The following is a 19,643-nucleotide window of genomic DNA, read 5'->3' on the forward strand; positions in this document are numbered from 1 at the left end:
ATGATGATGTATTGGATAAAAACATATAAAGTGTTTACGGGTATACTGCTGCTGGGTCTTGCAGGTATACTGCATGCTGCATCGGCGCAAACAGCAAAACCCGCCAGCAGCAATCCTCGGTTATACATTGCCATCAGCGGGCTGGGCGACAAAGCAAATACCTATATACAGGGGCAGCAGAATATTGCCGTGGCGAAGATTATTGGCCAGAGCAGCATTGTAGCGAAGAATAGTCTGAACGTAGACAGCAATTTGCTCGTTACCAGCATCCGGAAAATATACCCGGATAAAGGCGCCGGCGGCGTATGCATATTGGACTGGGAAGGAGAGGCCCTGGAAATACTGACCAACAACCACTCCGGTAACCAGGATTATCAGAAGATTGCCACGCAGTTTAGAAGAGCTATCACGATTGCAAAACAGGAACGGCCGAATGTACAATGGGGTATTTATGGACTGCCATTCAGAACGGTTACTGCTAATGAAAAATGGCAGAACCAGTGTTATCAGCTGAGAGACCTGTTAAAGTATGTAGATGTTATTTGTCCATCGCTTTACATGATTTATTCAGAAAGAGTGGTAAGCAGAAGTTATAACGAGAAATATATAGAGAATAACCTGCGGATAGCGCTGGAACTGGGCAAGGAACTGAATAAGCCTGTACTTCCTTTTGTGTGGCCGCGTTGGCAGGGTAAAGGAGCGTCATTTATGACACTGGTACCAATGGACGCATTTTCTGCCTATGTTAAAAAAATCATGGGTGCAGAAGTGAATGGCAACCGGCCTGCAGGCGTAGTATTCTGGGATGGGGAAGTTTATTACTATAAGCAGAAACAACCACAGATGCTAAAGGAAGCTCCAAACCTGGAGAGCTTTGTTCAGCGTCACGATAGCCAGGTGATAATATACAGTGATCAGATCCTGAAAGCATTAAAAAGATAACCCTTAATTTTTTGTATTAAAAAGAATGTAATGAAACTACTGATTGTTTATAACAAAGTATGGCCATACCGGGAAAAAATATTTGAACTTATTAATGAGAAGTACGACTTAACTGTGGCTTATACGGATCCTAAGTTTTTAAACAAAAAATATCCATATAAAACCGTATTCACACCCGGTAAACAGGTAGGACCTTTTTTTATTCATAAAGAATCGCTACACAAGTTATGCGCACAGTTCGATGCCGTGATAGGGCTCTATGAACTGCGCTGGTTGCGCCTCATGGCGCTGATGCTGAATCCCTGGAGAAAATATAGCATGTCTTTCTGGGGCATAGGTGTATCTGCCTCTTACAGCAATAAATTTGATGATAAAAAGCAGTGGGACTTTGTAAGGAATTTCTTTGGTAAAAAGGCCGAGTCCCTCATCTTCTATAGCGATTATCCTAAAACCAAATTTGTGCAGGCAGGTTTTAGCGCGGATAAAATTTTTGTTGCCAACAATACGACCTACGTAAGCCCGGTGAACGGCCTGGTAGCGGAAAGAAATACTTTTCTTTTTGTAGGCACCCTGTATAAGGAAAAAGGTATTGATATTCTTTTGCAGGCGTACAGCAAAATTAAAACCAGCCGTGAAGCGCTGCCCGTCTTAAATATTATTGGCGAAGGGCCTGAACGTGCTTCCATTGAGAAATGGGTAAAAGAAGAAGGACTGGAAGACAAAATTTTCCTGCATGGCGCCATCTACGACAGCGAAATCCTTAAGACATTCTACACAAAGGCGCTGGCCTGTATTTCGCCTAACCAGGCAGGGTTGTCTGTACTGACCAGCATGGGATACGCCACCATTTTTGTAACGGAGAAAAATGCGATCACCGGTGGGGAAGTATTGAATATCACCAACGGGAAAAACGGAATTATCTACGAAGGTGGGGTAGAAGCACTCCAGCAGCAAATGCAATGGATCATAGAAAATAAAGAGGAAGTGATCCGGATGGGGAAAAATGCGCAGGAACACTATCGCAACAACAGAACACCGGAACAAATGGCTGGTTCTATCATGGGCGCAGTGGAATATGCTTTAAAAAGGAGGAAGCATGCTTGATCTGATCCTTCATCATTTCAGCGTAAAGCATTTCAAAGACTGGTGGAAAAATCGTCACCTGTCATTCTTTGTCTTTTATGATAAAGTAACGGTGATTTCTGAAAAATGTCGCATACAAAGATCTGTAGTAATAAGACAAAGTACCATCGACAAGTATTCTTATATAGGACATGGCACCAATATTAACAGTGCCACGATCGGTAAATACTGTTCGTTCTCAAAGAATATCATTATCGGTATTGGTACACATCCAACAGACTTTATTTCTACGTCGCCCTTATTTTTCTCTGTAAATAATGGTACGGGGTATTCATGGATTACGGAAGATAAGTTTGATGATCGTCCTGCTCCTGTTACGATTGGAAATGATGTTTGGATAGGGTTAAATTCTTCAGTAATGGGAGGAGTAAAGATTGGTAACGGTGCTATCATTGCCGCCCACTCTGTGGTGACAAAAGATGTTCCTCCATATGCCATTGTAGGAGGAGTGCCCGCGAAGATTATTAAGTATAGATTTTCGGAAGAAATAATTCAGCAGCTGGAAACCCTCAAATGGTGGGACATGCCGGAAGATGCCCTCAAAAAGTATATCGGGCATTTTCAGTCAGCATTGCAGCCGGAACAAATAGAACATATCATACAGGATTTTAAACAATATAAAAGCTAAGTTATGTTGATAGATATTATAGCCGGAGCCAGACCCAATTTCATGAAAATAGCTCCGATTATTGAAGCTATAAAACAAAGAAAGGAAGAGGGGATTCGTTACAGGCTCATTCACACAGGTCAGCACTACGATAAAAAGATGAGTGCTGATTTTTTTGAGCAGCTGGGTATTCCGGAACCTGATATCAACCTGGAAGCAGGTGGTGGTACGCAGGCGGAACAAACAGCGGCCATTATGGTACGATACGAAAAGATCTTAATGGATACCAGGCCAGACCTGGTGCTGGTAGTGGGAGATGTTACGTCTTCTATCGCTTGTGCCATGGCTGCCAAAAAATTAAACAATATAAAAGTAGCACACGTGGAAGCCGGTATCCGTAGCGGAGACTGGACCATGCCGGAAGAAATCAACCGGTTGCTCACGGATGCTATCACAGACTATTTTTTTACGACCACAGAAACCGCCAACGATAACCTACGGAAATCCGGCGTAACAGAAGAACGCCTGTTCCTGGTGGGAAACACCATGATTGATACCTTATTGAAACACCAGCCACATTTCAAACAACCGGATATCTGGAATGAACTGGGACTGCAAAAAGGAGGATACATCGTGATGACCCTGCATCGCCCCGGCAATGTGGACCAGGAACAAAATCTCAAACTGTTGATGGATGGTATTATCAGCTCATCAAAGGGGCTTCCCCTGGTGTTTCCGGTACATCCACGTACAGCAAAAATGCTCGCCAATATTGGCATCAAAGCACCTAACCTCCATATGGTGGAACCATTAGGATACCTGGAGTTTAACTACCTCGTTCAATATGCCCGGGCAGTCATCACTGATTCCGGTGGTATTACGGAAGAAACTACTGTCATGCATATCCCATGTATGACGCTGCGGGCTAATACCGAAAGACCGGAAACCTGCGACATAGGTACAAATGAACTGCTGGGGATTAGTCCTGCTGCCATTCCTCCGGCCTTTGAAAAGCTCTTTTCCGGTAACTGGAAAAAGGGCGGCATCCCGCCATTATGGGATGGAAAAACTGCAGAAAGAATCGTTGACGTTTTATTAAAATTGAATTAATCATGTTTGAAGGAAAATCTTTATTGATAACCGGCGGTACCGGATCATTTGGTAACGCTGTTCTGAATCGTTTTTTACATACTGATATCAGGGAAATACGCATATTCAGCCGCGATGAGAAGAAACAGGATGATATGCGCAACCTGCTCCGCAGCGAAAAGGTAAAGTTTTATATGGGAGATGTTCGTGATTTCAGAAGCATCGATGGTGCTATGGAGGGCGTGGATTATGTATTTCATGCCGCTGCACTGAAACAGGTGCCTTCCTGTGAATTTTATCCTATGGAAGCCGTAAGAACCAATGTGCTGGGTACAGAAAATGTACTGGAAGCTGCCATTAAAAATAACGTAAGCAAGATCATCTGCTTAGGTACAGATAAGGCCGTATATCCCATCAATGCTATGGGTATTTCCAAAGCCATGATGGAAAAGGTGGCAATTTCCAAAGCCCGCTTACGTACCAATCCGCTGATCACCTGTACCCGCTATGGCAACGTAATGGCCAGCAGGGGATCGGTAATTCCCTTGTTTATTTCCCAGATCAAGGCAGGTAAACCACTCACCATCACCGATCCTGAAATGACACGCTTTATGATGTCGCTGGATAATGCCGTGGAACTGGTATTGTTTGCCTATGAAAATGCCAATCCGGGTGATATCTTTGTACAGAAATCACCTGCTGCTACTATCAGGCAGGTAGCGGAAGCGCTCTGCGAAATTTTCAAAGCGAAAAATGAAATAAAAGTAATCGGTACCCGCCATGGGGAAAAACTCTACGAAACATTACTGACACGGGAAGAGTTTGGAAAAGCAGAAGACCTGGGTGATTATTACCGTATTGCTGCCGATGACCGTGATCTGAACTACGCCAAGTATTTTTCTGAAGGTGATAGCAAGATTGCAGAAGCACAGGATTACCACTCCCATAATACATACAGATTAAGCGACGAAGAACTGAAAGCATTATTACTCAAACTGGACTATGTTCAGCAGGAACTGAAGAACTAATGGCATCAGTAGAACTAATAAAAGGCGGTTCTTTTGCCGATGCAAGGGGAACACTGGGATTTGTAAATGAGTTTACTTTCCCGGACGTAAAGCGTTTCTACCAGATTGTGCATCCGGACATAAGTGTTGTACGCGCATGGCAGGGCCACAAAGTGGAACAAAAATATTTTTATGTTCCCAAAGGGAAATTTGCACTGGCGTGGGTGGAAATTGATGACTGGAGCCAGCCTTCGAAGGATCTGAAGGCAGAATACCTTATATTGAATGAAGCCGAACCTGCGGTATTAAGCATCCCTCCGGGGTATGCCAATGGTATAAAAGCACTGGAGCCAGGTTCCATCTTAATGGTATATTCAGATCTGGATGTGCAACAATCGGGAGAAGACCGCTGGTCTTTTGATGCTTCACTATGGTTGGACTGGAATAAATTATAAAATGAAAAGAATAGGAATTACCGGCCAGAATGGCTTTGTAGGATCTTACCTGTTTAACAAAATAAGTTTACTGAAAGATGAGTTTACGCTCATCCCTTTCAGCAGATCTTATTTTGATTCGGAGGCACAACTAACCGAATGGGTGAAACAATGTGACGTAATTGTACACCTGGCGGCCATGAACCGTGATCCGGATCCGCAGCTGATCCATGATACCAATCTCGGGCTGGTACAGCAACTGGTAACAGCACTCTCCAAAGCGGGGAATCATCCGCACGTCATCTTTTCTTCCTCTACCCAGGAAGAAAGGGATAATCTTTATGGTAAATCCAAGAAAGGTGGACGTGAACTGCTGGAGAAGTGGGCTGTCAGCTATCAGGCAAATTTTTCGGGATTGGTAATCCCGAATGTATTTGGGCCTTTTGGGAAGCCATTTTATAATTCTGTAGTCGCTACTTTCTGCCACCAGCTTTGTAATGATCAAACGCCTAAAATAGACCAGGATGGTTTTTTAAAGTTGATTCATGTGGATGAACTGGCCGCCCTGATCATTGATGCCATTCGTAACAACGATCATCAGCGCAATTATGAAGTAAAGCCTACGGCAGAATTGTATGTGTCTGAGATCCTTTCAAAATTGACAGATTTTAAGAAACTGTACCTGGAACAGGGAGTGATCCCGGCGCTTCCGGATGCATTCAGCATCCACCTGTTTAATACTTTCAGAAGTTATATCGACCATAAAACTTACTTCCCCTTTAAATTGAAGCAACATGCGGATAACAGGGGTGTTTTTGTGGAGATGGTAAAGCTGCAGGTAGGCGGACAGGTATCTTTTTCTACCACCCATGCCGGTATCACCAGGGGGAATCATTTCCATACGCGGAAAATTGAAAGATTCCTGGTCATCAGAGGGAAGGCACTGATTCAGTTACGGAAATATAATACGGAAGAAGTACTGAATTTCGAACTGGATGGAAACGAGCCATCATACGTAGATATGCCGGTTTGGTACACGCATAATATTAAGAACATCGGAGAAGAAGAATTATATACAGTATTCTGGATTAATGAGTTTTTTGATCTGCAGGATCCTGATACCTACTTTGAAACCGTTTAAAAAGTTTTTTAACAATCATCATCATGAGTACAGCTATAAAGAAATTGAAGGTGCTGACAGTAGTGGGCACCAGACCGGAAATAATAAGATTATCAAGGGTATTGGCTAAGTTGGATGAGTCGGAAGCAATAGAGCATGTACTGGTGCATACCGGGCAAAACTACGATTATGAGTTAAACCAGATCTTCTTTGAAGACCTGGGCCTGCGCAAACCTGATCATTTTCTGGAAGCTGCGGGCAAAACCGCCACGGAAACAATCGGCCAGATCCTTATAAAGATTGATCCGCTGCTGGAAGCGGAGCAGCCGGATGCTTTCCTGGTACTGGGAGATACCAATAGCTGTTTATGTGCTATTCCAGCCAAAAAAAGAAAGATTCCTATTTTTCATATGGAAGCAGGCAACCGTTGTTTTGATCAACGCGTGCCGGAAGAAACCAACCGGAAAATAGTAGACCATATCAGTGATATCAACCTGACCTATTCAGATATCGCCAGAGAATATTTACTGCGCGAGGGATTGCCGGCCGACAGGATCATCAAGACCGGCAGCCCTATGTATGAGGTGTTGCATCACTATATGCCAAAGATCCGGCAGTCGCATATCCTGGATGAGCTACAGTTGAAAGAACAGGAATATTTTGTTGTATCGGCACATCGGGAGGAAAACATTAACTCCGACAGGAACTTTGATAACCTTGTTACCTCGCTCAACCAGATTGCAGGCATATTTGGTTTGCCGGTGATTGTGAGTGCACATCCCCGTACCCGTAAAATGATTGAGGCAAAGGGTGTAACCTTTGATCCACTGGTAAAGCTGATGAAGCCATATGGACTCAGTGACTATATCGCACTGCAAATGCAGGCTAAAGCAGTATTGTCAGATAGCGGTACTATTTCGGAAGAGTCGTCGATCCTTAACTTCCCGGCACTAAACATCCGGGAAGCGCATGAAAGACCGGAAGCAATGGAAGAAGCCTCGGTGATGATGGTAGGGCTGAACCCGGAAAGGATCTTGCAGGGATTAAAACAACTGGAATATCAGGAAAGAGATACCAGGAACTTCCGGGAAGTGGCTGATTACTCCATGCCCAACGTAGCAGATAAAGTGGTAAGGATAATTATTTCCTACACCGACTATATTAAAAAAACAGTTTGGAAAAACTATGAATAATTATGGGGAATAAATTATGGGTAGTAACCGAGCTATTTTTTCCGGAAGAAACGTCTACAGCGTATATCATGACGGAAGTCAGTGCACACATTGCGCAAAACAGTGAAGTGCACGTGATATGTGGCCCATCTTCTTACCAAAAATCAAATATTGTATCCAACGATGCCTTTGCAAATGAAAGTGTGAAAATTCACCGCGTAAAGGCGCTGCCGTTGAGTAAGGATAAGCTATTACAGCGTTCCCTCAGAATGATGTTATTAAGTGTGCAGCTTTCATTTAAACTGCTGGCAAAGGCAGGTAGGGGCGATCGTGTACTGATTGTTACCAATCCTGCGCCAATAGTGCTGTTGGTATCTTTGATCAGCAGGTTAAAGGGGCTGAAATGCTTTACGATTGTACACGATGTTTTCCCGGAAAACCTGGTAGCAGCCAGGTTAATGAAAACCAGCAGTATTGGCTATAAATTGTTGAAATGGATTTTTAACAAGGCATATAGTAAAATGGCGGTATTGTTTGTGCTGGGAAGAGATATGAAAGAAGTTTTTGAGAAGAAGCTAAAAGGGTATAAAAGGAAGCCAGCCATATACGTAGTCGAGAATTGGGCCGATACAAAAAGCATTTTCCCTACAGGGAAAGATGAAAACAGGATTGTGCAGCAGTTGGGGATTACAGAAAAAATCATTTTTCAATTTGCCGGAAATCTGGGTCGTGTACAGGGACTGATGGAGTTATGTAACGTTATCAAACAGATCCGGAATCCATTGGTGCATTTTATGTTTATCGGAGAAGGTGCTGTGAAGGAAGAAATGAAGCAATTTGTAGCTGTTAATCATCTGCGTAACGTATCCATGCTGGATTCTTTTTCCCGTAGTCAGCAGCGTGAGTTTTTAAACGCCGGCGATGTAGGTATTGTTTCGCTGCAGGAAGGGATGGCCGGCCTCGGTGTGCCATCAAAATCTTACAATATCCTGGCAGCGGGAAAGCCGATACTCTTTATTGGTGATGACGAAAGCGAGATTGCCAGAATGATCCATGAGAACGATGTAGGCTGGTGCTATGCGACGAATGATACCCGCACGTTGCTTGATTTTTTTAACAGCTTGTCTCCTGAAGATGTCTCACAGCTTAAAAGTAAGGGCGAAAGGGCGAGGTCTCTGGCGGAAACAAAATATACCAGGGAAATTATCCTGGATAAATATCTAAAAATGACAGCAAGTGAAAATTGATATATTATTAACCGGTGCTTCGGGCTTTTTGGGAGGAGAAATTATTGGCACTCTCGATGGCAGGTACCACTTTATTACGTTGGGGCGGCAATCGCCGGTTTCCGGCGGGAGACATATCGCAGCCGATCTGGGCAGCGGTATGGTCATCAATTTGCCTGCCGTTAAATATGTTATTCATTGTGCAGGAAAAGCGCATAGCATACCGGGAAATGTGGCGGAGAGGGAAGATTTTTATAAAGTAAATTTTCAGGGAACCGTCAATCTGTGCCAGTCGCTGGAGAAGGCGACGGCGCTTCCGGAGGCATTCGTTTTTATCAGCACAGTGGCCGTGTATGGAAAGGAGGAAGGTGTTTTGATTGCTGAAGATCATCCGTTGGCCGGCGATACACCATATGCAGAAAGTAAGATCATGGCAGAGCAATACCTCGAAGAGTGGTGTGCGAAGCACCAGGTAAAACTGAGTATTTTACGTTTGCCATTAATAGCGGGTAGCAACCCTCCCGGAAATCTTAAAGCGATGATCCGCGGTATCAGGAGTGGAAAGTACCTGAGCATTGGCAAGGCCAATGCAAAGAAAAGTATTGTATGGGCGAAAGACATTGCTGCTATTCTTCCTGCTGTGGCGGAAATAGGCGGAACATATAATTTAACAGATGGGGATCATCCCAGTTTTCGGGAGCTGGAACACAGTATCGCCCGCGGTATGGGTAAAAAAGATCCGTTGCGTATCCCTTTTCCGGTGGCAAAACTACTGGCGCTGATGGGGGATTTGCTGGGAGATAAATTTCCGGTGAACAGCAGCAAGCTTAAAAAAATTACGACAACACTGACCTTCAGCGATGTTAAAGCGAGGAATTTGCTTAACTGGAAGCCATCAGTTGTTACAGAGAAAATAAGATTTATAGTATGATGTACCTGGCATTTGCAGCAGCATTTTTTTTGCTGATCAAAGTTTATTTTAAGTTGGCTAATCATTACAATATTATTGATAAGCCCAATGAGCGCAGTTCTCATACCAGTATTACTATCAGGGGAGGAGGCATCGTTTTTGTAATGGCAGCCCTGATAACGCTGATGCTTGATTTTAATGGATTTGGTATTCCTGCCGCAGGTGTGATTATTATTGGTGTCATAAGTTTTCTGGATGATATTTATTCTTTACCCAATAAAGTAAGGTTACTGTTTCACATAACAGCTGTGTCACTGATGTTTTTCTATCTGTCGGTATTCGGGAACTTCCCTGTTTATGCTATCATCGCTTTGTATATACTGGTCATCGGTATCATTAATGCCTACAATTTTATGGATGGTATTAACGGTATCACCGGTTTATACAGCCTGGTTACCCTGGGCGCCCTGCAGGTTGTAAACATACGGCATATTCATTTCATCAATGAAGATATGATCTGGCTGCCCATGCTGGCATGTGCTGTTTTCCTGTTTTTTAATTTCAGGAAGAAGGCGGCTTGTTTTGCAGGAGATGTAGGTAGCGTAACGATTGCTTTCTGGATTATTACGTTGCTGTTGAAACTCATTTTATTTACAGGCGAATGGAAATACCTGCTTTTGCTGTCGGTTTATGGGGTAGATACCGTTCTGACCATTATCCATCGCTTAACACTGAAACAGAATATTTTTAAAGCACACCGGTTACATTTTTACCAGCTACTTGTCAATGAAAGAAAGATGCCGCACTTACTGGTGGCTTCATTGTATGTAGCCGTACAGGCGGCTATCGATGTATTCATCATCAGTAATCAAAATAGTCTGCTGACGAATATAGCGATTGTTGGTGTACCGCTGGTGCTGATATATGTAATTTTAAAACCGGGATTAAAACCTAAACTAGCTGCATAATGTCCACATCATTTCTTATTTACGGTGCGGGAGGTCATGCTAACGTGCTGGCTGATCTTGGAATGCTCACCGGTGCAGAGGTGCCTGTGATGTTCTCAGATGATGCTGCACATCATGGTAGCCGCAACAATACGATTATCCGCTCCTACGATCCGCTTCTTTTTCCTGAATTACCATTGGTATTGGGTATTGGGAATAACAATGTCAGGGAAATATTGGCGGAAAAAGTAGCCCATTCATTTACCGGGTTATTGCACAGTACTTCTTATGTGGCGGCGAACGCTGCTATAGGAGAAGGGAGCGTGGTGCTGGCCAATGCCGTAGTACAGGCAAACAGCCGGATCGGGAATCACGTGATTATTAATGCTGGTGCTGTGATTGATCATGACGCTGTTATCGGCGACTTCGTACACGTGTCTGCCAATGCCTATATTGGTGGTGGTGCTGTTATTGAAAAAGGTGCTGTAATAGGACCCGGAGCCATTATAACAAGGCATGCTGTTGTAAAGCAGGGAGTTGTTGTACCACCACTCACGGTAGTGGCCTGAATATAGTGATGCATTTTATCAACCAACATCTTTTTTGATATTTTACCAATTGTAAATCTTCGTTACTTTTACAACACAGGATAATATTTTAATACTACCTGCCGTTATAGTCGCAATAGATGGAAACCTTTATTTCTTATAGATTTTATCTGATAACCATTGCTGTTCATTTTTCTTTATCGTCCTATTTAGTGAGGAAAGCTATTTATTAAATAATTGTTTTATTCATAAAAAACATATAAAATAATTTTACATTTGTGAGAATGTTATTCTTGAACAAGCGGGCTATGTAAAACGTTGTATGTTCAGAATGTTCGTTACGAGGCTATGCCTTCGCTATTTGAAATGTGAATTTTTTTATGAAAACCATATCTTCTGCATCTTATTCTGTGCTGCTGAAAATCCGCGCGCCAACTTTTTTAACCTACTTCTGGCGGTTGAAAAAATGGAGCAGTATACTCCTGCTTGTCTTTCTTCTCTCGTTACAATATGTATCCGCACAGGACATTCAGATAAAAAATCCTTCACTGGAAGGTGTGCGTGGACAAACAAAAGCACCACCATATTGGATTGTAGCCTTTAATACGCCAGATATACAACCCGGTGTTTTGGGGATTACTTTACCAGCTTCACTTGGAGCTACCTACGTTGGTTTGCACAGTGGGAAAGACGAACTGGAAGGAATTTCCCAGGAGGTCAACTTAAAAGGAGGACGTACCTATACGTTTTCCTTTGATCTGGCGTACGCCCCTTTGTATATTTTCAGAGCATGTTATGGTGATTTAGCTATTTATGGAAGCGATACGCCCACAACACCCACGGAGCTATTATGGAGATCCGGACAGTTTTATCATACGGATTGGCAACGGCATACCGCTCAGTTCACAACTACCCGGAGCTTTAAATATATTATTCTTGCGGCGTATGTTTCAGCAGCATGTGATAAAAGTAAATATGGCTCCGCCTTATTGATAGATAATTTATCCGCCACCATGCGGGAAGTACCTCAGATTACTTTCAATGTGGAACATACCTGCATAGGTGCAGCCAATGGCCGCCTTTCAGCGAATGTATCAGGCGTTACACCTCCCTATACTTATTTATGGAAGCCAGGCGGACAAACTACCAGCAGTATTGCAAATCTGGATGTAGGAACCTATGAAGTAACCGTTACCGCAGCTAATGGAACACAAGCCACCGCCAGTACTGCTATCCGGAATACTGATTTGAAGAGTGAAGTTACTACCATATCCTCTGATTGTAGTGGAGAGAATAAGAATCAGATATTGATAAATACTACAGGAGGAATACCGCCTTATCAATATTATCTGAATAAAAATGATCATGCCAGTTACACGCCTGTATTTAAGGACCTAAGACCGGGAAGTTACCAGGTAAGAGTAAAAGACGAACATGGTTGTGCTAATAGTTTGGAGAATATAAAGCTGCAGGAACCATTGCCGCTGGAAATTACGGAAGTAAAAACAACCGGTACCAGCTGTACCAGTACGATTGATGGAAAGATTGCATTGAACGTAACAGGAGGGACGGCGCCATATGCTTACCGCCTGGAAACAAATGAGTGGCAAACGGATAATATTTTGAGTAAACTGGATGCAGGTACTTACTATTATCAGGTAAAAGATAAAAATAATTGCCAGGTACATGGAAGTGCAGAAATAATCAAAAATATAAGAGAGTGTGCTGTGTTTGTTCCTACTGCATTTTCACCAAATGGTGATGGGCAGAATGATCTGTTTCGTGTAAAATTACATGATGATGTCCATGATTTTCATCTGGACGTTTATAGCCGATGGGGACAACTGGTATTTAGTACAACCAGCCCTGAAAGCGGCTGGAATGGCGAATTAAAGGGCCAACAACAGTCCGCCGCCACCTATGTATGGGTACTTACCTATACAGATAGTAAACAGCAGGCGCTTAAGCAAACAGGAGTCGTTACACTGGTCCGGTAAATTAAAGGGTATTATTTCTGAAGGAATAAGTTTCCAGTATTCTTCTCAGCTTCGTATTCCTGGCAATATCTGTAATAGCCTTCAGGTGTTTTTCATGATGAAGATCCGTACCGATCAGATCTATGAGTCCGGCGGACATGAGTTTTTCTGCCGCCTGCTGTACATGTTTGCCATAGTAGCCTACAAGAGAGAGCAGGTTCACCTGTAACAGACAGCCCTGTTGTTTCAGTTGCTGATATTGTTCCATATCCTTGTGATAATAGGAATAACGTTCAGGGTGTGCCATTACCGGCTGATAGCCAGCCGCCTGCAGATCAAACAGCCACTGACCCAGCTGCATCGGCGCAGACATGAAAGAGATTTCTACCAACACCAGGTTACCGGAAAGCGTTAACAATGGCTTTTGAAGTAAAGGGATGAATTGTTCATCCAGGTAATATTCAGCAGCATAGCTAAAATCGACCCGGATATCTTTTTGTTTAAGTGCCGTCACTACTTCCTGATAAGGTCCCGTCATCGTATCTGTTGAATTGGGATAACGATCCATCATGATATGCGGAGTAGTAATAATTTTTTTGATACCCAGTTGTTGCAGCTGATCTATAAAATGTAACGATGTGGCAGCATCCGGCACTCCATCATCAATGCCGGGCAGGAGATGGGAATGAATGTCTGTAGCCATAAACGCCAGCAAGTCTGCCGGCAATATTGTTTCGATATTTTTTTTACGAAAAAAAAGCATAATGGTTTTTCAATAAGTCAATGTCACAAAATTTCGCTGTGTTATAACACAATCAGTGCCACAATTTCTTCCAGAAATTGCTGATCGGTGGTGTCAAAGTGGGAGAGGTGCTCGCTGTCTACGTCCAGTATTGCTTTTACTTCATTGTTGCGGATCAGTGGCACCACTATTTCTGACCGGGAAAGACTGCTGCAGGCAATATGTCCGGGAAATGCTTCCACATCAGGTACAATCAATGTTGCAGCCTGTGCCCAGCTGCTGCCACATACGCCTCTGTTCTTACGAATACGGGTACACGCTACAGGGCCCTGAAAAGGTCCCAGCACCAGTTCATCTTCCTTCACCAGGTAAAATCCCACCCAAAACCATCCAAACTGCTCTTTCAGCGCAGCGGCAACATTGGCTAAGTTTGCCACGAGGTCTGTTTCTCCTTCCAGCAACCCCTTTATTTGCGGGATCAGTGAAGTATATTGTTCCGCTTTATCGCCCCTGATGATATGTAAGTCTTCTGCCATAATCGATGTTGTTATACTGCAAAAGTCCGGAAATTTCTATATATTTAGCGTAGTAACCGTTAAAGTAATTGTCGTTAACCATTCAACCAATATATATCTGTAAAGGGAGTTGTTTTTTGGTAGTTTATCCTATTTTCCGTCTGCCAAAAGTTTAATTAAAATATATTTGTGATACTATGAAATCACCGGACATAATTTTAGTGAACGAGCAAGATGAAGCTATTGGTACAATGGAGAAGATGGAAGCACATCATAAAGGATTGCTGCATCGTGCTTTTTCCGTATTTATCATCAATGATGCCGGAGAGATATTATTACAACGCCGTGCGCTGGAAAAATATCATTCCGGGGGATTGTGGACCAATGCCTGCTGTAGTCATCCGTTTCCGGGGGAAGCTACAGATGCAGCCGCACATCGCCGGTTGGAGGAAGAAATGGGCTTCGATTGCAACATGAAGGAAATTTTTACGTTTACCTATAGAGCGGAATTTGATAATGGTTTAACCGAACATGAATTTGACCATGTGTTGCTGGGTACCTATAATGGCAACATATATCCTAATCCAACTGAAGTATGTGATTACCAATATTTGTCTTCCGGTCAGATTATGGAATTAATGGAAAAAGAGCCAGCCTCATTTACTATCTGGTTTCATCGCGCATTACCACTGGTATTGCAGTATATGAATATCCCGATCAATGCTGCCGGTGTATAATTTTTAGTTTTTGTTTAGCTATGCCAATTTGCTGTTAACCGGAGCGGTTTAATGAAGTGAAATTTACAGCACCTATCTGCTTACTGCCTTGATACGGCAGTTATTTCTATGCCCTTTAGCCACCTTACCAGGACAAGCCCGGTAACACCTATGCTATTTACTACCCTCAATAATTAACTATTAAATCAACTGACACATGACAACTCTCCAAATGCCTGAAATCAGGTATCCATTCCCTTCTGGAATTAATCAACATGTCAACGAAGCCCAGAACCACGTTGCCTCCTGGGTAAAATTTTATGGTTTGCTCTCCACAGAAAAAGCCTGGCACCGCTTTCATAAGGCCCGCTTTGCATGGTTGGCGGCCCGTGCTTTCCCCGATGCCGCCCTGCATGAACTTTGCATTGTGGCCGATTTTAATACCTGGCTGTTTATTTTAGACGACCAGTGTGATGAGGCCACTGCCGGCCGTAAGGCAGACTACCTGAAAAGCATGATGGCCGGATTCATGGACATCCTGCAGCATAACCGGCAGATAACACCAGACAACGGCGGCCCGCTGCCTGCCGCGCTGAGTAGTATCTGGGACCGTATGCGTGCTATCGGAAGCCCCGCCTGGCGCCTCCGCTTTATACGCAGTATGGATGATTATTTTACTTCCTGTATCTGGGAAGCTGAGAACCGGGAAGCAGGCATCGTCCCTTCTCTGGCAGATTACGTACACATGCGCCCCTTCACCGGCGCCCTCCTGGCAGATATCGAAGCCATTGAAATCATTGAAAAAATTTATCTCCCCCGCACGGTAATAGAACAGCCTTTGATGCAACGCATGATACAGGCCTGCAATAACATTGTATGCTGGTCAAACGATTTGTTTTCCTGTGCCAAAGAATCCCGGCAGGGCGATGTCCATAACCTCGTACTGGTGTTGCAGCACCACGGACAGATTAGTCTGCAGGATGCGGTGAACCAGGCCGCCCGGATGCACAATGAAGAAGTAGCAATTTTTGCTACCCTCGAAAAATTATTACCGCTGAAAGGAGATGAAAGAGATTATGAACTGCTCCGTTATGTATCTGTACTACGTTCCTGGATTACGGGTAATTACGACTGGAGTGTCAGTGATACCGGCAGGTATGGTATGGAAGTGAAAGAAGTGGTGGCCGCATAAGGAAAAGCTTCCGGCGTTTGTCTGTAAGGGAAAACAACAAACGCCGGATATGTTTATCGCTGTTTCATCCGTTTCTCTATCAACCGGCCCACCCACCAGAAGGAAATGGCCAGTATGCCAAAAAACAGTCCTTTGTTGGTATGGTCCCAGAGATATTCAAAGTAGCGGGTATAAAGGTCCAGTAAAAGAAAAACCACGGCCAGGTCACGCAACAGGTCATCTTTCATGCGGATGCCCAGTAGCAGCATGCCCACACATTGCAGGGTGTAAATGATTACCCACTGTAACAAATGTATCTGTCGGAGCTGCTGCCATTCGTCCCAGGTACCACAGTTACCGAAAATGGAGATGAGCCAGCCGGAAATGATAAACAACAGCCAGCCGCCACTCCAGGTAATATCCTTGATGGGCGCATATACCCGGAATTGCCGTAACAACCAGGCCACCAGCACCAGCAAAGCACCCAACAGGGCCATGCGGCAGGGCAGGTTCATACCCAGGAAAAAAGAAGCATCCCCCGTAAGATAATAGGTGAGTTTTACATAAGCCGGTATGAGGCACAACAGCGTAGCGGCCCACAACAGCCTCGAATGAAGTGTAACGCCCAACACACCGTAACAGGCGGTTGCCAGCAACCAGAAGGCGCCATAGTTGCCATCGAGATAATTTACACTCTTGCCCAGGTATACCACGCTCACGCCTATACTAAGCACAGGCAACAGCCAGAAAAGCTCCCGGTTAAAAGAAAATACCGGCTGATGTTTATTACGCCGCCAGCCCTCATAACAAAGAAATATGGTCAGTCCGGCAAATAGTAAGGCAATCACGCTATCTGTCAGCGAAAACTTTTTCCGGATGATCTCTATCCACTTTTCATCAAGTACCAGTGAGCCAAAAGCCATCAGTGCACAGGAAATGGCAGCGATGAATATGTAAAGGGTAATTGTTTGCCAATCCGTACTCACCACTTTATAGCTTTGCTGCAGTTTACCTGCCTGCTCCTCCGTAATGAGCTGCTCCTTCTGCCAGGTGTTGATTGCCCGGCGGAGTAATTGTGCTTCCCTTTTGTCCAGTTCCATCATAGACGATCTATTCAGTTGTTTTCTCCACCCGGTGTACCAGGCGCAGGGTATTTCGCTTTTTTATCTTTAAACGGAAATAATTAAACAAACCCAGCGCCGGAATAATCATATAACTGACACGCTGGTACGCAGTATTTTCCGGATACAGGAAATAGGTCATGGCAATACAGGTAAAACCCGTTGCCATAGTGAGAAATCCGTATTTAAAGCGCTGGTATAATAACTCCTTCTCTGTATGATGGCCCGGCACAGCCAGGTTTGGATTTTTCTGAAAAACATAGTAACTGATCCAGAATAAGGCCGCCAGACAGCCCGTCAGGTTGCAGAGATAGATAAAGACGGGCAACATAAAATGAGTGCTCGTATGCAAAATCGCCGAAGTCGAAAATGGAAACGACACAATAAAAAATAAAAAGAAAAGATTGCGATGAATCAATCCTTCGTTGTAATTTTGGAGGAAGCGGCATAAATGAAGATGCCGTACCCAAAAGTTACAAATAAATACAAAGCTGGCAGTAAAAGTCAGAAATTCGATAACAGTCGGCTGCAGCAGATCCCAGTAGCCGTTGGCAGGCATCTTTCCAGGAAGGACAGGCAATTTGATTTCAATAATCAGTAAAGTAACGGCAATGGCGAACACCGCATCGCTGAAAAGGATCAATCGTTCCAGCTCAAACTCACGATGAAACGGTTTGGGTTCTTTTATAACAGACATAGACATAGTTAACAATAACTTTTCCGAAAGATACGAAAATAGCTATTAGCTGACAGCTATTAGCGTTTACCATGCATTTGCCGGATGCTGCCTCCCGAAAAGAGACAATATCCGCTCAACCTTTTTACCTGTTTGTTGTTAAGTATTTATCAATCATCATATACTTTCAAAGTAATAAGTATGCATTGTCGTTTTTTCCTCTTCACCCTTCTTTTATTGTCAGGAATAACAGCAGCTTACGGGCAGGTGGATACTACACAGCCAGGCAGCTATGCTTATAATCTGGTCAATTGCATACAATACGGACTCGCTCATCAGAATGATGTGGTAAATGCCCGGCTGGATGTAGCATTCTCCCAGGAACAGATAAAAGAAGCTACCGGTAAGTTATTACCCCACGTAAATATTAACGGAAGTCTGGTAGATAACCTCAAACTACAGACCTCCCTGATTCCGGATATCGCCAGTGGTAACTATGATAAAAAGATCCCGGTGCAATTTGGCACTAAATGGTCTTCCGGGGTTACGGGACAGGTAGACCAGGCCATCTTTAACAGTGATTACTTCCTGGGACTGAAGGCTTCCAGGGTGTATGGGGGCTTGTCGCAAAAGACCTATAAACGTACAGAAATAGACACCAGGGTAGCCATCACCAAAGCCTATTATGCGGTGCTGGCCAATGAAGAAAATATCCGGTTGGCCAAATCCAATATGGCCCAGCTGAGCAAAACCCTCTCGGATACCAAGGCCCGTTACGATGTGGGCGTGGCAGAAAGGGTAGACGTAGACAGAATACAGGTGTCCTATAATAATGTGGTGACAGACATTGAAACCCAGATCCGGGTTCTCGTATATACGATGCAGTTATTGAAGTTCCAGATGGGCATGCCCCAGGAAACAAAGCTCACCCTCACCGAAACAGTACAGGACCTGAATGTGGACTCATTTATTTCAGATACCATTGATTACCAGGTGCAGGATAGAATTGAATACAGCATACAAACCACCCAGATCGCACTGAATGAACTGAACCTGAAAAGTAAGCGCCTGGGATACCTGCCAACCCTGAATGCTTACGTCAACTACGGATATAATTACTTCGCCTCCACTTTCGGAGACCTGTATAAAACCGGTTATGGGGCTTCTGCGCTTGGGCTAAGTCTTACCTGGCCCATTTTTGCAGGTACGGAAAGACTACATCAGATCCGGGAAAACAAGATAACATTAAAAAAGTCGCAAAATGACCTGGATTATCTGAGCCAACAGATCAAACTGGATGTGACCAATTCCAATACCCAATATCTCAACAACAGATCAAGGTTTGTAACACAGAAAACCAACATGGGGCTTACCCAGGGAATATACGATCGCATCGTGCTCAAATTTGAACAGGGAGTGGCCACCAGTCTGGATGTTACCTCGGCGGAAAGTGACCTGAAACAGGCGCAGGTAGATTATGTGCAGGCTCTGCTGAATACACTGATCAGTAAAACAGACCTCGATAAAGCCATGGGCAAAATTAAATAAGCAGTTAGCTTTTTTGTATTCGTAATTCGCAAT

The 19,643-nt window shown here is 43.8% G+C and carries 20 protein-coding genes; 16 read left to right on the plus strand and 4 right to left on the minus strand.

All coding sequences use genetic code 11. The annotated features are described in order from the left end of the window. Nucleotides 1-3 precede the first annotated feature (3 nt). The 13 genes from AB4Z08_RS23450 to AB4Z08_RS23510 all read left to right on the plus strand — a co-directional run bounded on the left by AB4Z08_RS23450 (nucleotide 4) and on the right by AB4Z08_RS23510 (nucleotide 13,142). The gene (locus tag AB4Z08_RS23450; protein ID WP_441576223.1) at nucleotides 4-942 is read left to right on the plus strand and encodes a hypothetical protein; all 939 of its coding nucleotides are present in this window, start codon (nucleotides 4-6) and stop codon (nucleotides 940-942) included. 30 nt (nucleotides 943-972) lie between these two features. After that, a complete protein-coding gene (locus AB4Z08_RS23455) occupies nucleotides 973-2,046 on the plus strand; it encodes a glycosyltransferase family 4 protein (protein ID WP_441576224.1) in 1,074 nt (357 codons plus the stop codon). Then, on the plus strand, nucleotides 2,039-2,713 hold the full coding sequence (locus tag AB4Z08_RS23460) for a CatB-related O-acetyltransferase (protein ID WP_441576225.1): 675 nt from the start codon (nucleotides 2,039-2,041) through the stop codon (nucleotides 2,711-2,713). Before AB4Z08_RS23455 ends, AB4Z08_RS23460 begins: the two co-directional genes overlap by 8 nt. A gap of 3 nt (nucleotides 2,714-2,716) precedes the next feature. Further along, entirely contained in the window at nucleotides 2,717-3,802 is a 1,086-nt protein-coding gene (gene wecB, locus AB4Z08_RS23465; protein ID WP_441576226.1) for a non-hydrolyzing UDP-N-acetylglucosamine 2-epimerase, read from the plus strand. A gap of 2 nt (nucleotides 3,803-3,804) precedes the next feature. Next, a complete protein-coding gene (locus AB4Z08_RS23470; protein ID WP_441576227.1) occupies nucleotides 3,805-4,809 on the plus strand; it encodes a polysaccharide biosynthesis protein in 1,005 nt (334 codons plus the stop codon). Beyond that, the gene (locus tag AB4Z08_RS23475; RefSeq protein ID WP_441576228.1) at nucleotides 4,809-5,243 is read left to right on the plus strand and encodes a hypothetical protein; all 435 of its coding nucleotides are present in this window, start codon (nucleotides 4,809-4,811) and stop codon (nucleotides 5,241-5,243) included. The genes AB4Z08_RS23470 and AB4Z08_RS23475 overlap by 1 nt, the downstream gene beginning before the upstream one ends. Before the next feature lies 1 nt (nucleotide 5,244). Then, on the plus strand, nucleotides 5,245-6,363 hold the full coding sequence (locus tag AB4Z08_RS23480; protein WP_441576229.1) for a polysaccharide biosynthesis C-terminal domain-containing protein: 1,119 nt from the start codon (nucleotides 5,245-5,247) through the stop codon (nucleotides 6,361-6,363). A 23-nt stretch (nucleotides 6,364-6,386) separates the two neighbouring features. Then, on the plus strand, nucleotides 6,387-7,535 hold the full coding sequence (gene wecB / locus AB4Z08_RS23485; RefSeq protein WP_441576230.1) for a non-hydrolyzing UDP-N-acetylglucosamine 2-epimerase: 1,149 nt from the start codon (nucleotides 6,387-6,389) through the stop codon (nucleotides 7,533-7,535). Nucleotides 7,536-7,537: 2 nt separating this feature from the next. After that, the gene (locus tag AB4Z08_RS23490) at nucleotides 7,538-8,761 is read left to right on the plus strand and encodes a glycosyltransferase family 4 protein (RefSeq protein WP_441576231.1); all 1,224 of its coding nucleotides are present in this window, start codon (nucleotides 7,538-7,540) and stop codon (nucleotides 8,759-8,761) included. Then, nucleotides 8,751-9,671 (plus strand): NAD-dependent epimerase/dehydratase family protein, encoded by a 921-nt coding sequence (locus AB4Z08_RS23495; RefSeq protein ID WP_441576232.1) that lies wholly within the window; start codon nucleotides 8,751-8,753, stop codon nucleotides 9,669-9,671. The genes AB4Z08_RS23490 and AB4Z08_RS23495 overlap by 11 nt, the downstream gene beginning before the upstream one ends. Next, nucleotides 9,668-10,618: an MraY family glycosyltransferase gene (locus AB4Z08_RS23500; protein WP_441576233.1), complete on the plus strand. Its 951-nt coding sequence runs from the start codon at nucleotides 9,668-9,670 to the stop codon at nucleotides 10,616-10,618. Before AB4Z08_RS23495 ends, AB4Z08_RS23500 begins: the two co-directional genes overlap by 4 nt. Beyond that, nucleotides 10,618-11,166 (plus strand): PglD-related sugar-binding protein, encoded by a 549-nt coding sequence (locus AB4Z08_RS23505; protein WP_441576234.1) that lies wholly within the window; start codon nucleotides 10,618-10,620, stop codon nucleotides 11,164-11,166. The genes AB4Z08_RS23500 and AB4Z08_RS23505 overlap by 1 nt, the downstream gene beginning before the upstream one ends. 359 nt (nucleotides 11,167-11,525) lie before the next feature. After that, nucleotides 11,526-13,142, plus strand: coding sequence for a gliding motility-associated C-terminal domain-containing protein (locus tag AB4Z08_RS23510; RefSeq protein ID WP_441576235.1), 1,617 nt, complete (start codon nucleotides 11,526-11,528; stop codon nucleotides 13,140-13,142). Between the two features lies 1 nt (nucleotide 13,143). On the opposite strand, the gene AB4Z08_RS23515 is transcribed toward AB4Z08_RS23510, so the two are convergent. Continuing rightward, complete coding sequence (locus AB4Z08_RS23515; RefSeq protein WP_441576236.1) at nucleotides 13,144-13,884, minus strand: tyrosine-protein phosphatase; 741 nt, start codon at nucleotides 13,882-13,884, stop codon at nucleotides 13,144-13,146. 41 nt (nucleotides 13,885-13,925) lie between these two features. Further along, a complete protein-coding gene (locus AB4Z08_RS23520) occupies nucleotides 13,926-14,399 on the minus strand; it encodes a GAF domain-containing protein (protein ID WP_441576237.1) in 474 nt (157 codons plus the stop codon). A 176-nt stretch (nucleotides 14,400-14,575) separates the two neighbouring features. Between AB4Z08_RS23520 and idi the strand changes: the two genes are divergently transcribed. Then, the gene (gene idi, locus AB4Z08_RS23525; protein ID WP_441576238.1) at nucleotides 14,576-15,115 is read left to right on the plus strand and encodes an isopentenyl-diphosphate Delta-isomerase; all 540 of its coding nucleotides are present in this window, start codon (nucleotides 14,576-14,578) and stop codon (nucleotides 15,113-15,115) included. 196 nt (nucleotides 15,116-15,311) lie between these two features. Then, a complete protein-coding gene (locus tag AB4Z08_RS23530) occupies nucleotides 15,312-16,286 on the plus strand; it encodes a terpene synthase family protein (RefSeq protein ID WP_441576239.1) in 975 nt (324 codons plus the stop codon). Nucleotides 16,287-16,339: 53 nt separating this feature from the next. On the opposite strand, the gene AB4Z08_RS23535 is transcribed toward AB4Z08_RS23530, so the two are convergent. Beyond that, nucleotides 16,340-17,368, minus strand: a complete 1,029-nt coding sequence (locus AB4Z08_RS23535) for a hypothetical protein (protein WP_441576240.1) — start codon at nucleotides 17,366-17,368, stop codon at nucleotides 16,340-16,342. 7 nt (nucleotides 17,369-17,375) lie between these two features. Then, nucleotides 17,376-18,083, minus strand: coding sequence for a TMEM175 family protein (locus tag AB4Z08_RS23540; RefSeq protein WP_441576241.1), 708 nt, complete (start codon nucleotides 18,081-18,083; stop codon nucleotides 17,376-17,378). 180 nt (nucleotides 18,084-18,263) lie between these two features. Here AB4Z08_RS23540 and AB4Z08_RS23545 point away from each other — a divergent pair, with 180 nt between their 5' ends. Continuing rightward, complete coding sequence (locus tag AB4Z08_RS23545) at nucleotides 18,264-19,610, plus strand: TolC family protein (protein WP_441576242.1); 1,347 nt, start codon at nucleotides 18,264-18,266, stop codon at nucleotides 19,608-19,610. Nucleotides 19,611-19,643 lie beyond the last annotated feature (33 nt).

The sequence above is a fragment of the Chitinophaga sp. RAB17 genome (assembly GCF_052114225.1).
In the GTDB taxonomy this organism is placed as follows: domain Bacteria; phylum Bacteroidota; class Bacteroidia; order Chitinophagales; family Chitinophagaceae; genus Chitinophaga.

Coding starts and splice junctions, on each gene's coding strand:
- AB4Z08_RS23535 (WP_441576240.1), bottom strand. CDS start 17,368: ATGATGGAACTGGACAAAAGGGAAGCACAATTACTCCGCCGGGCAATC.
- AB4Z08_RS23545 (WP_441576242.1), top strand. CDS start 18,264: ATGCATTGTCGTTTTTTCCTCTTCACCCTTCTTTTATTGTCAGGAATA.
- AB4Z08_RS23475 (WP_441576228.1), top strand. CDS start 4,809: ATGGCATCAGTAGAACTAATAAAAGGCGGTTCTTTTGCCGATGCAAGG.
- AB4Z08_RS23470 (WP_441576227.1), top strand. CDS start 3,805: ATGTTTGAAGGAAAATCTTTATTGATAACCGGCGGTACCGGATCATTT.
- AB4Z08_RS23450 (WP_441576223.1), top strand. CDS start 4: ATGATGTATTGGATAAAAACATATAAAGTGTTTACGGGTATACTGCTG.
- AB4Z08_RS23530 (WP_441576239.1), top strand. CDS start 15,312: ATGACAACTCTCCAAATGCCTGAAATCAGGTATCCATTCCCTTCTGGA.
- AB4Z08_RS23540 (WP_441576241.1), bottom strand. CDS start 18,083: ATGTCTGTTATAAAAGAACCCAAACCGTTTCATCGTGAGTTTGAGCTG.
- AB4Z08_RS23520 (WP_441576237.1), bottom strand. CDS start 14,399: ATGGCAGAAGACTTACATATCATCAGGGGCGATAAAGCGGAACAATAT.
- AB4Z08_RS23505 (WP_441576234.1), top strand. CDS start 10,618: ATGTCCACATCATTTCTTATTTACGGTGCGGGAGGTCATGCTAACGTG.
- wecB (WP_441576226.1), top strand. CDS start 2,717: ATGTTGATAGATATTATAGCCGGAGCCAGACCCAATTTCATGAAAATA.
- idi (WP_441576238.1), top strand. CDS start 14,576: ATGAAATCACCGGACATAATTTTAGTGAACGAGCAAGATGAAGCTATT.
- AB4Z08_RS23490 (WP_441576231.1), top strand. CDS start 7,538: ATGGGGAATAAATTATGGGTAGTAACCGAGCTATTTTTTCCGGAAGAA.
- AB4Z08_RS23500 (WP_441576233.1), top strand. CDS start 9,668: ATGATGTACCTGGCATTTGCAGCAGCATTTTTTTTGCTGATCAAAGTT.
- AB4Z08_RS23460 (WP_441576225.1), top strand. CDS start 2,039: ATGCTTGATCTGATCCTTCATCATTTCAGCGTAAAGCATTTCAAAGAC.
- wecB (WP_441576230.1), top strand. CDS start 6,387: ATGAGTACAGCTATAAAGAAATTGAAGGTGCTGACAGTAGTGGGCACC.
- AB4Z08_RS23510 (WP_441576235.1), top strand. CDS start 11,526: ATGAAAACCATATCTTCTGCATCTTATTCTGTGCTGCTGAAAATCCGC.
- AB4Z08_RS23515 (WP_441576236.1), bottom strand. CDS start 13,884: ATGCTTTTTTTTCGTAAAAAAAATATCGAAACAATATTGCCGGCAGAC.
- AB4Z08_RS23480 (WP_441576229.1), top strand. CDS start 5,245: ATGAAAAGAATAGGAATTACCGGCCAGAATGGCTTTGTAGGATCTTAC.
- AB4Z08_RS23455 (WP_441576224.1), top strand. CDS start 973: ATGAAACTACTGATTGTTTATAACAAAGTATGGCCATACCGGGAAAAA.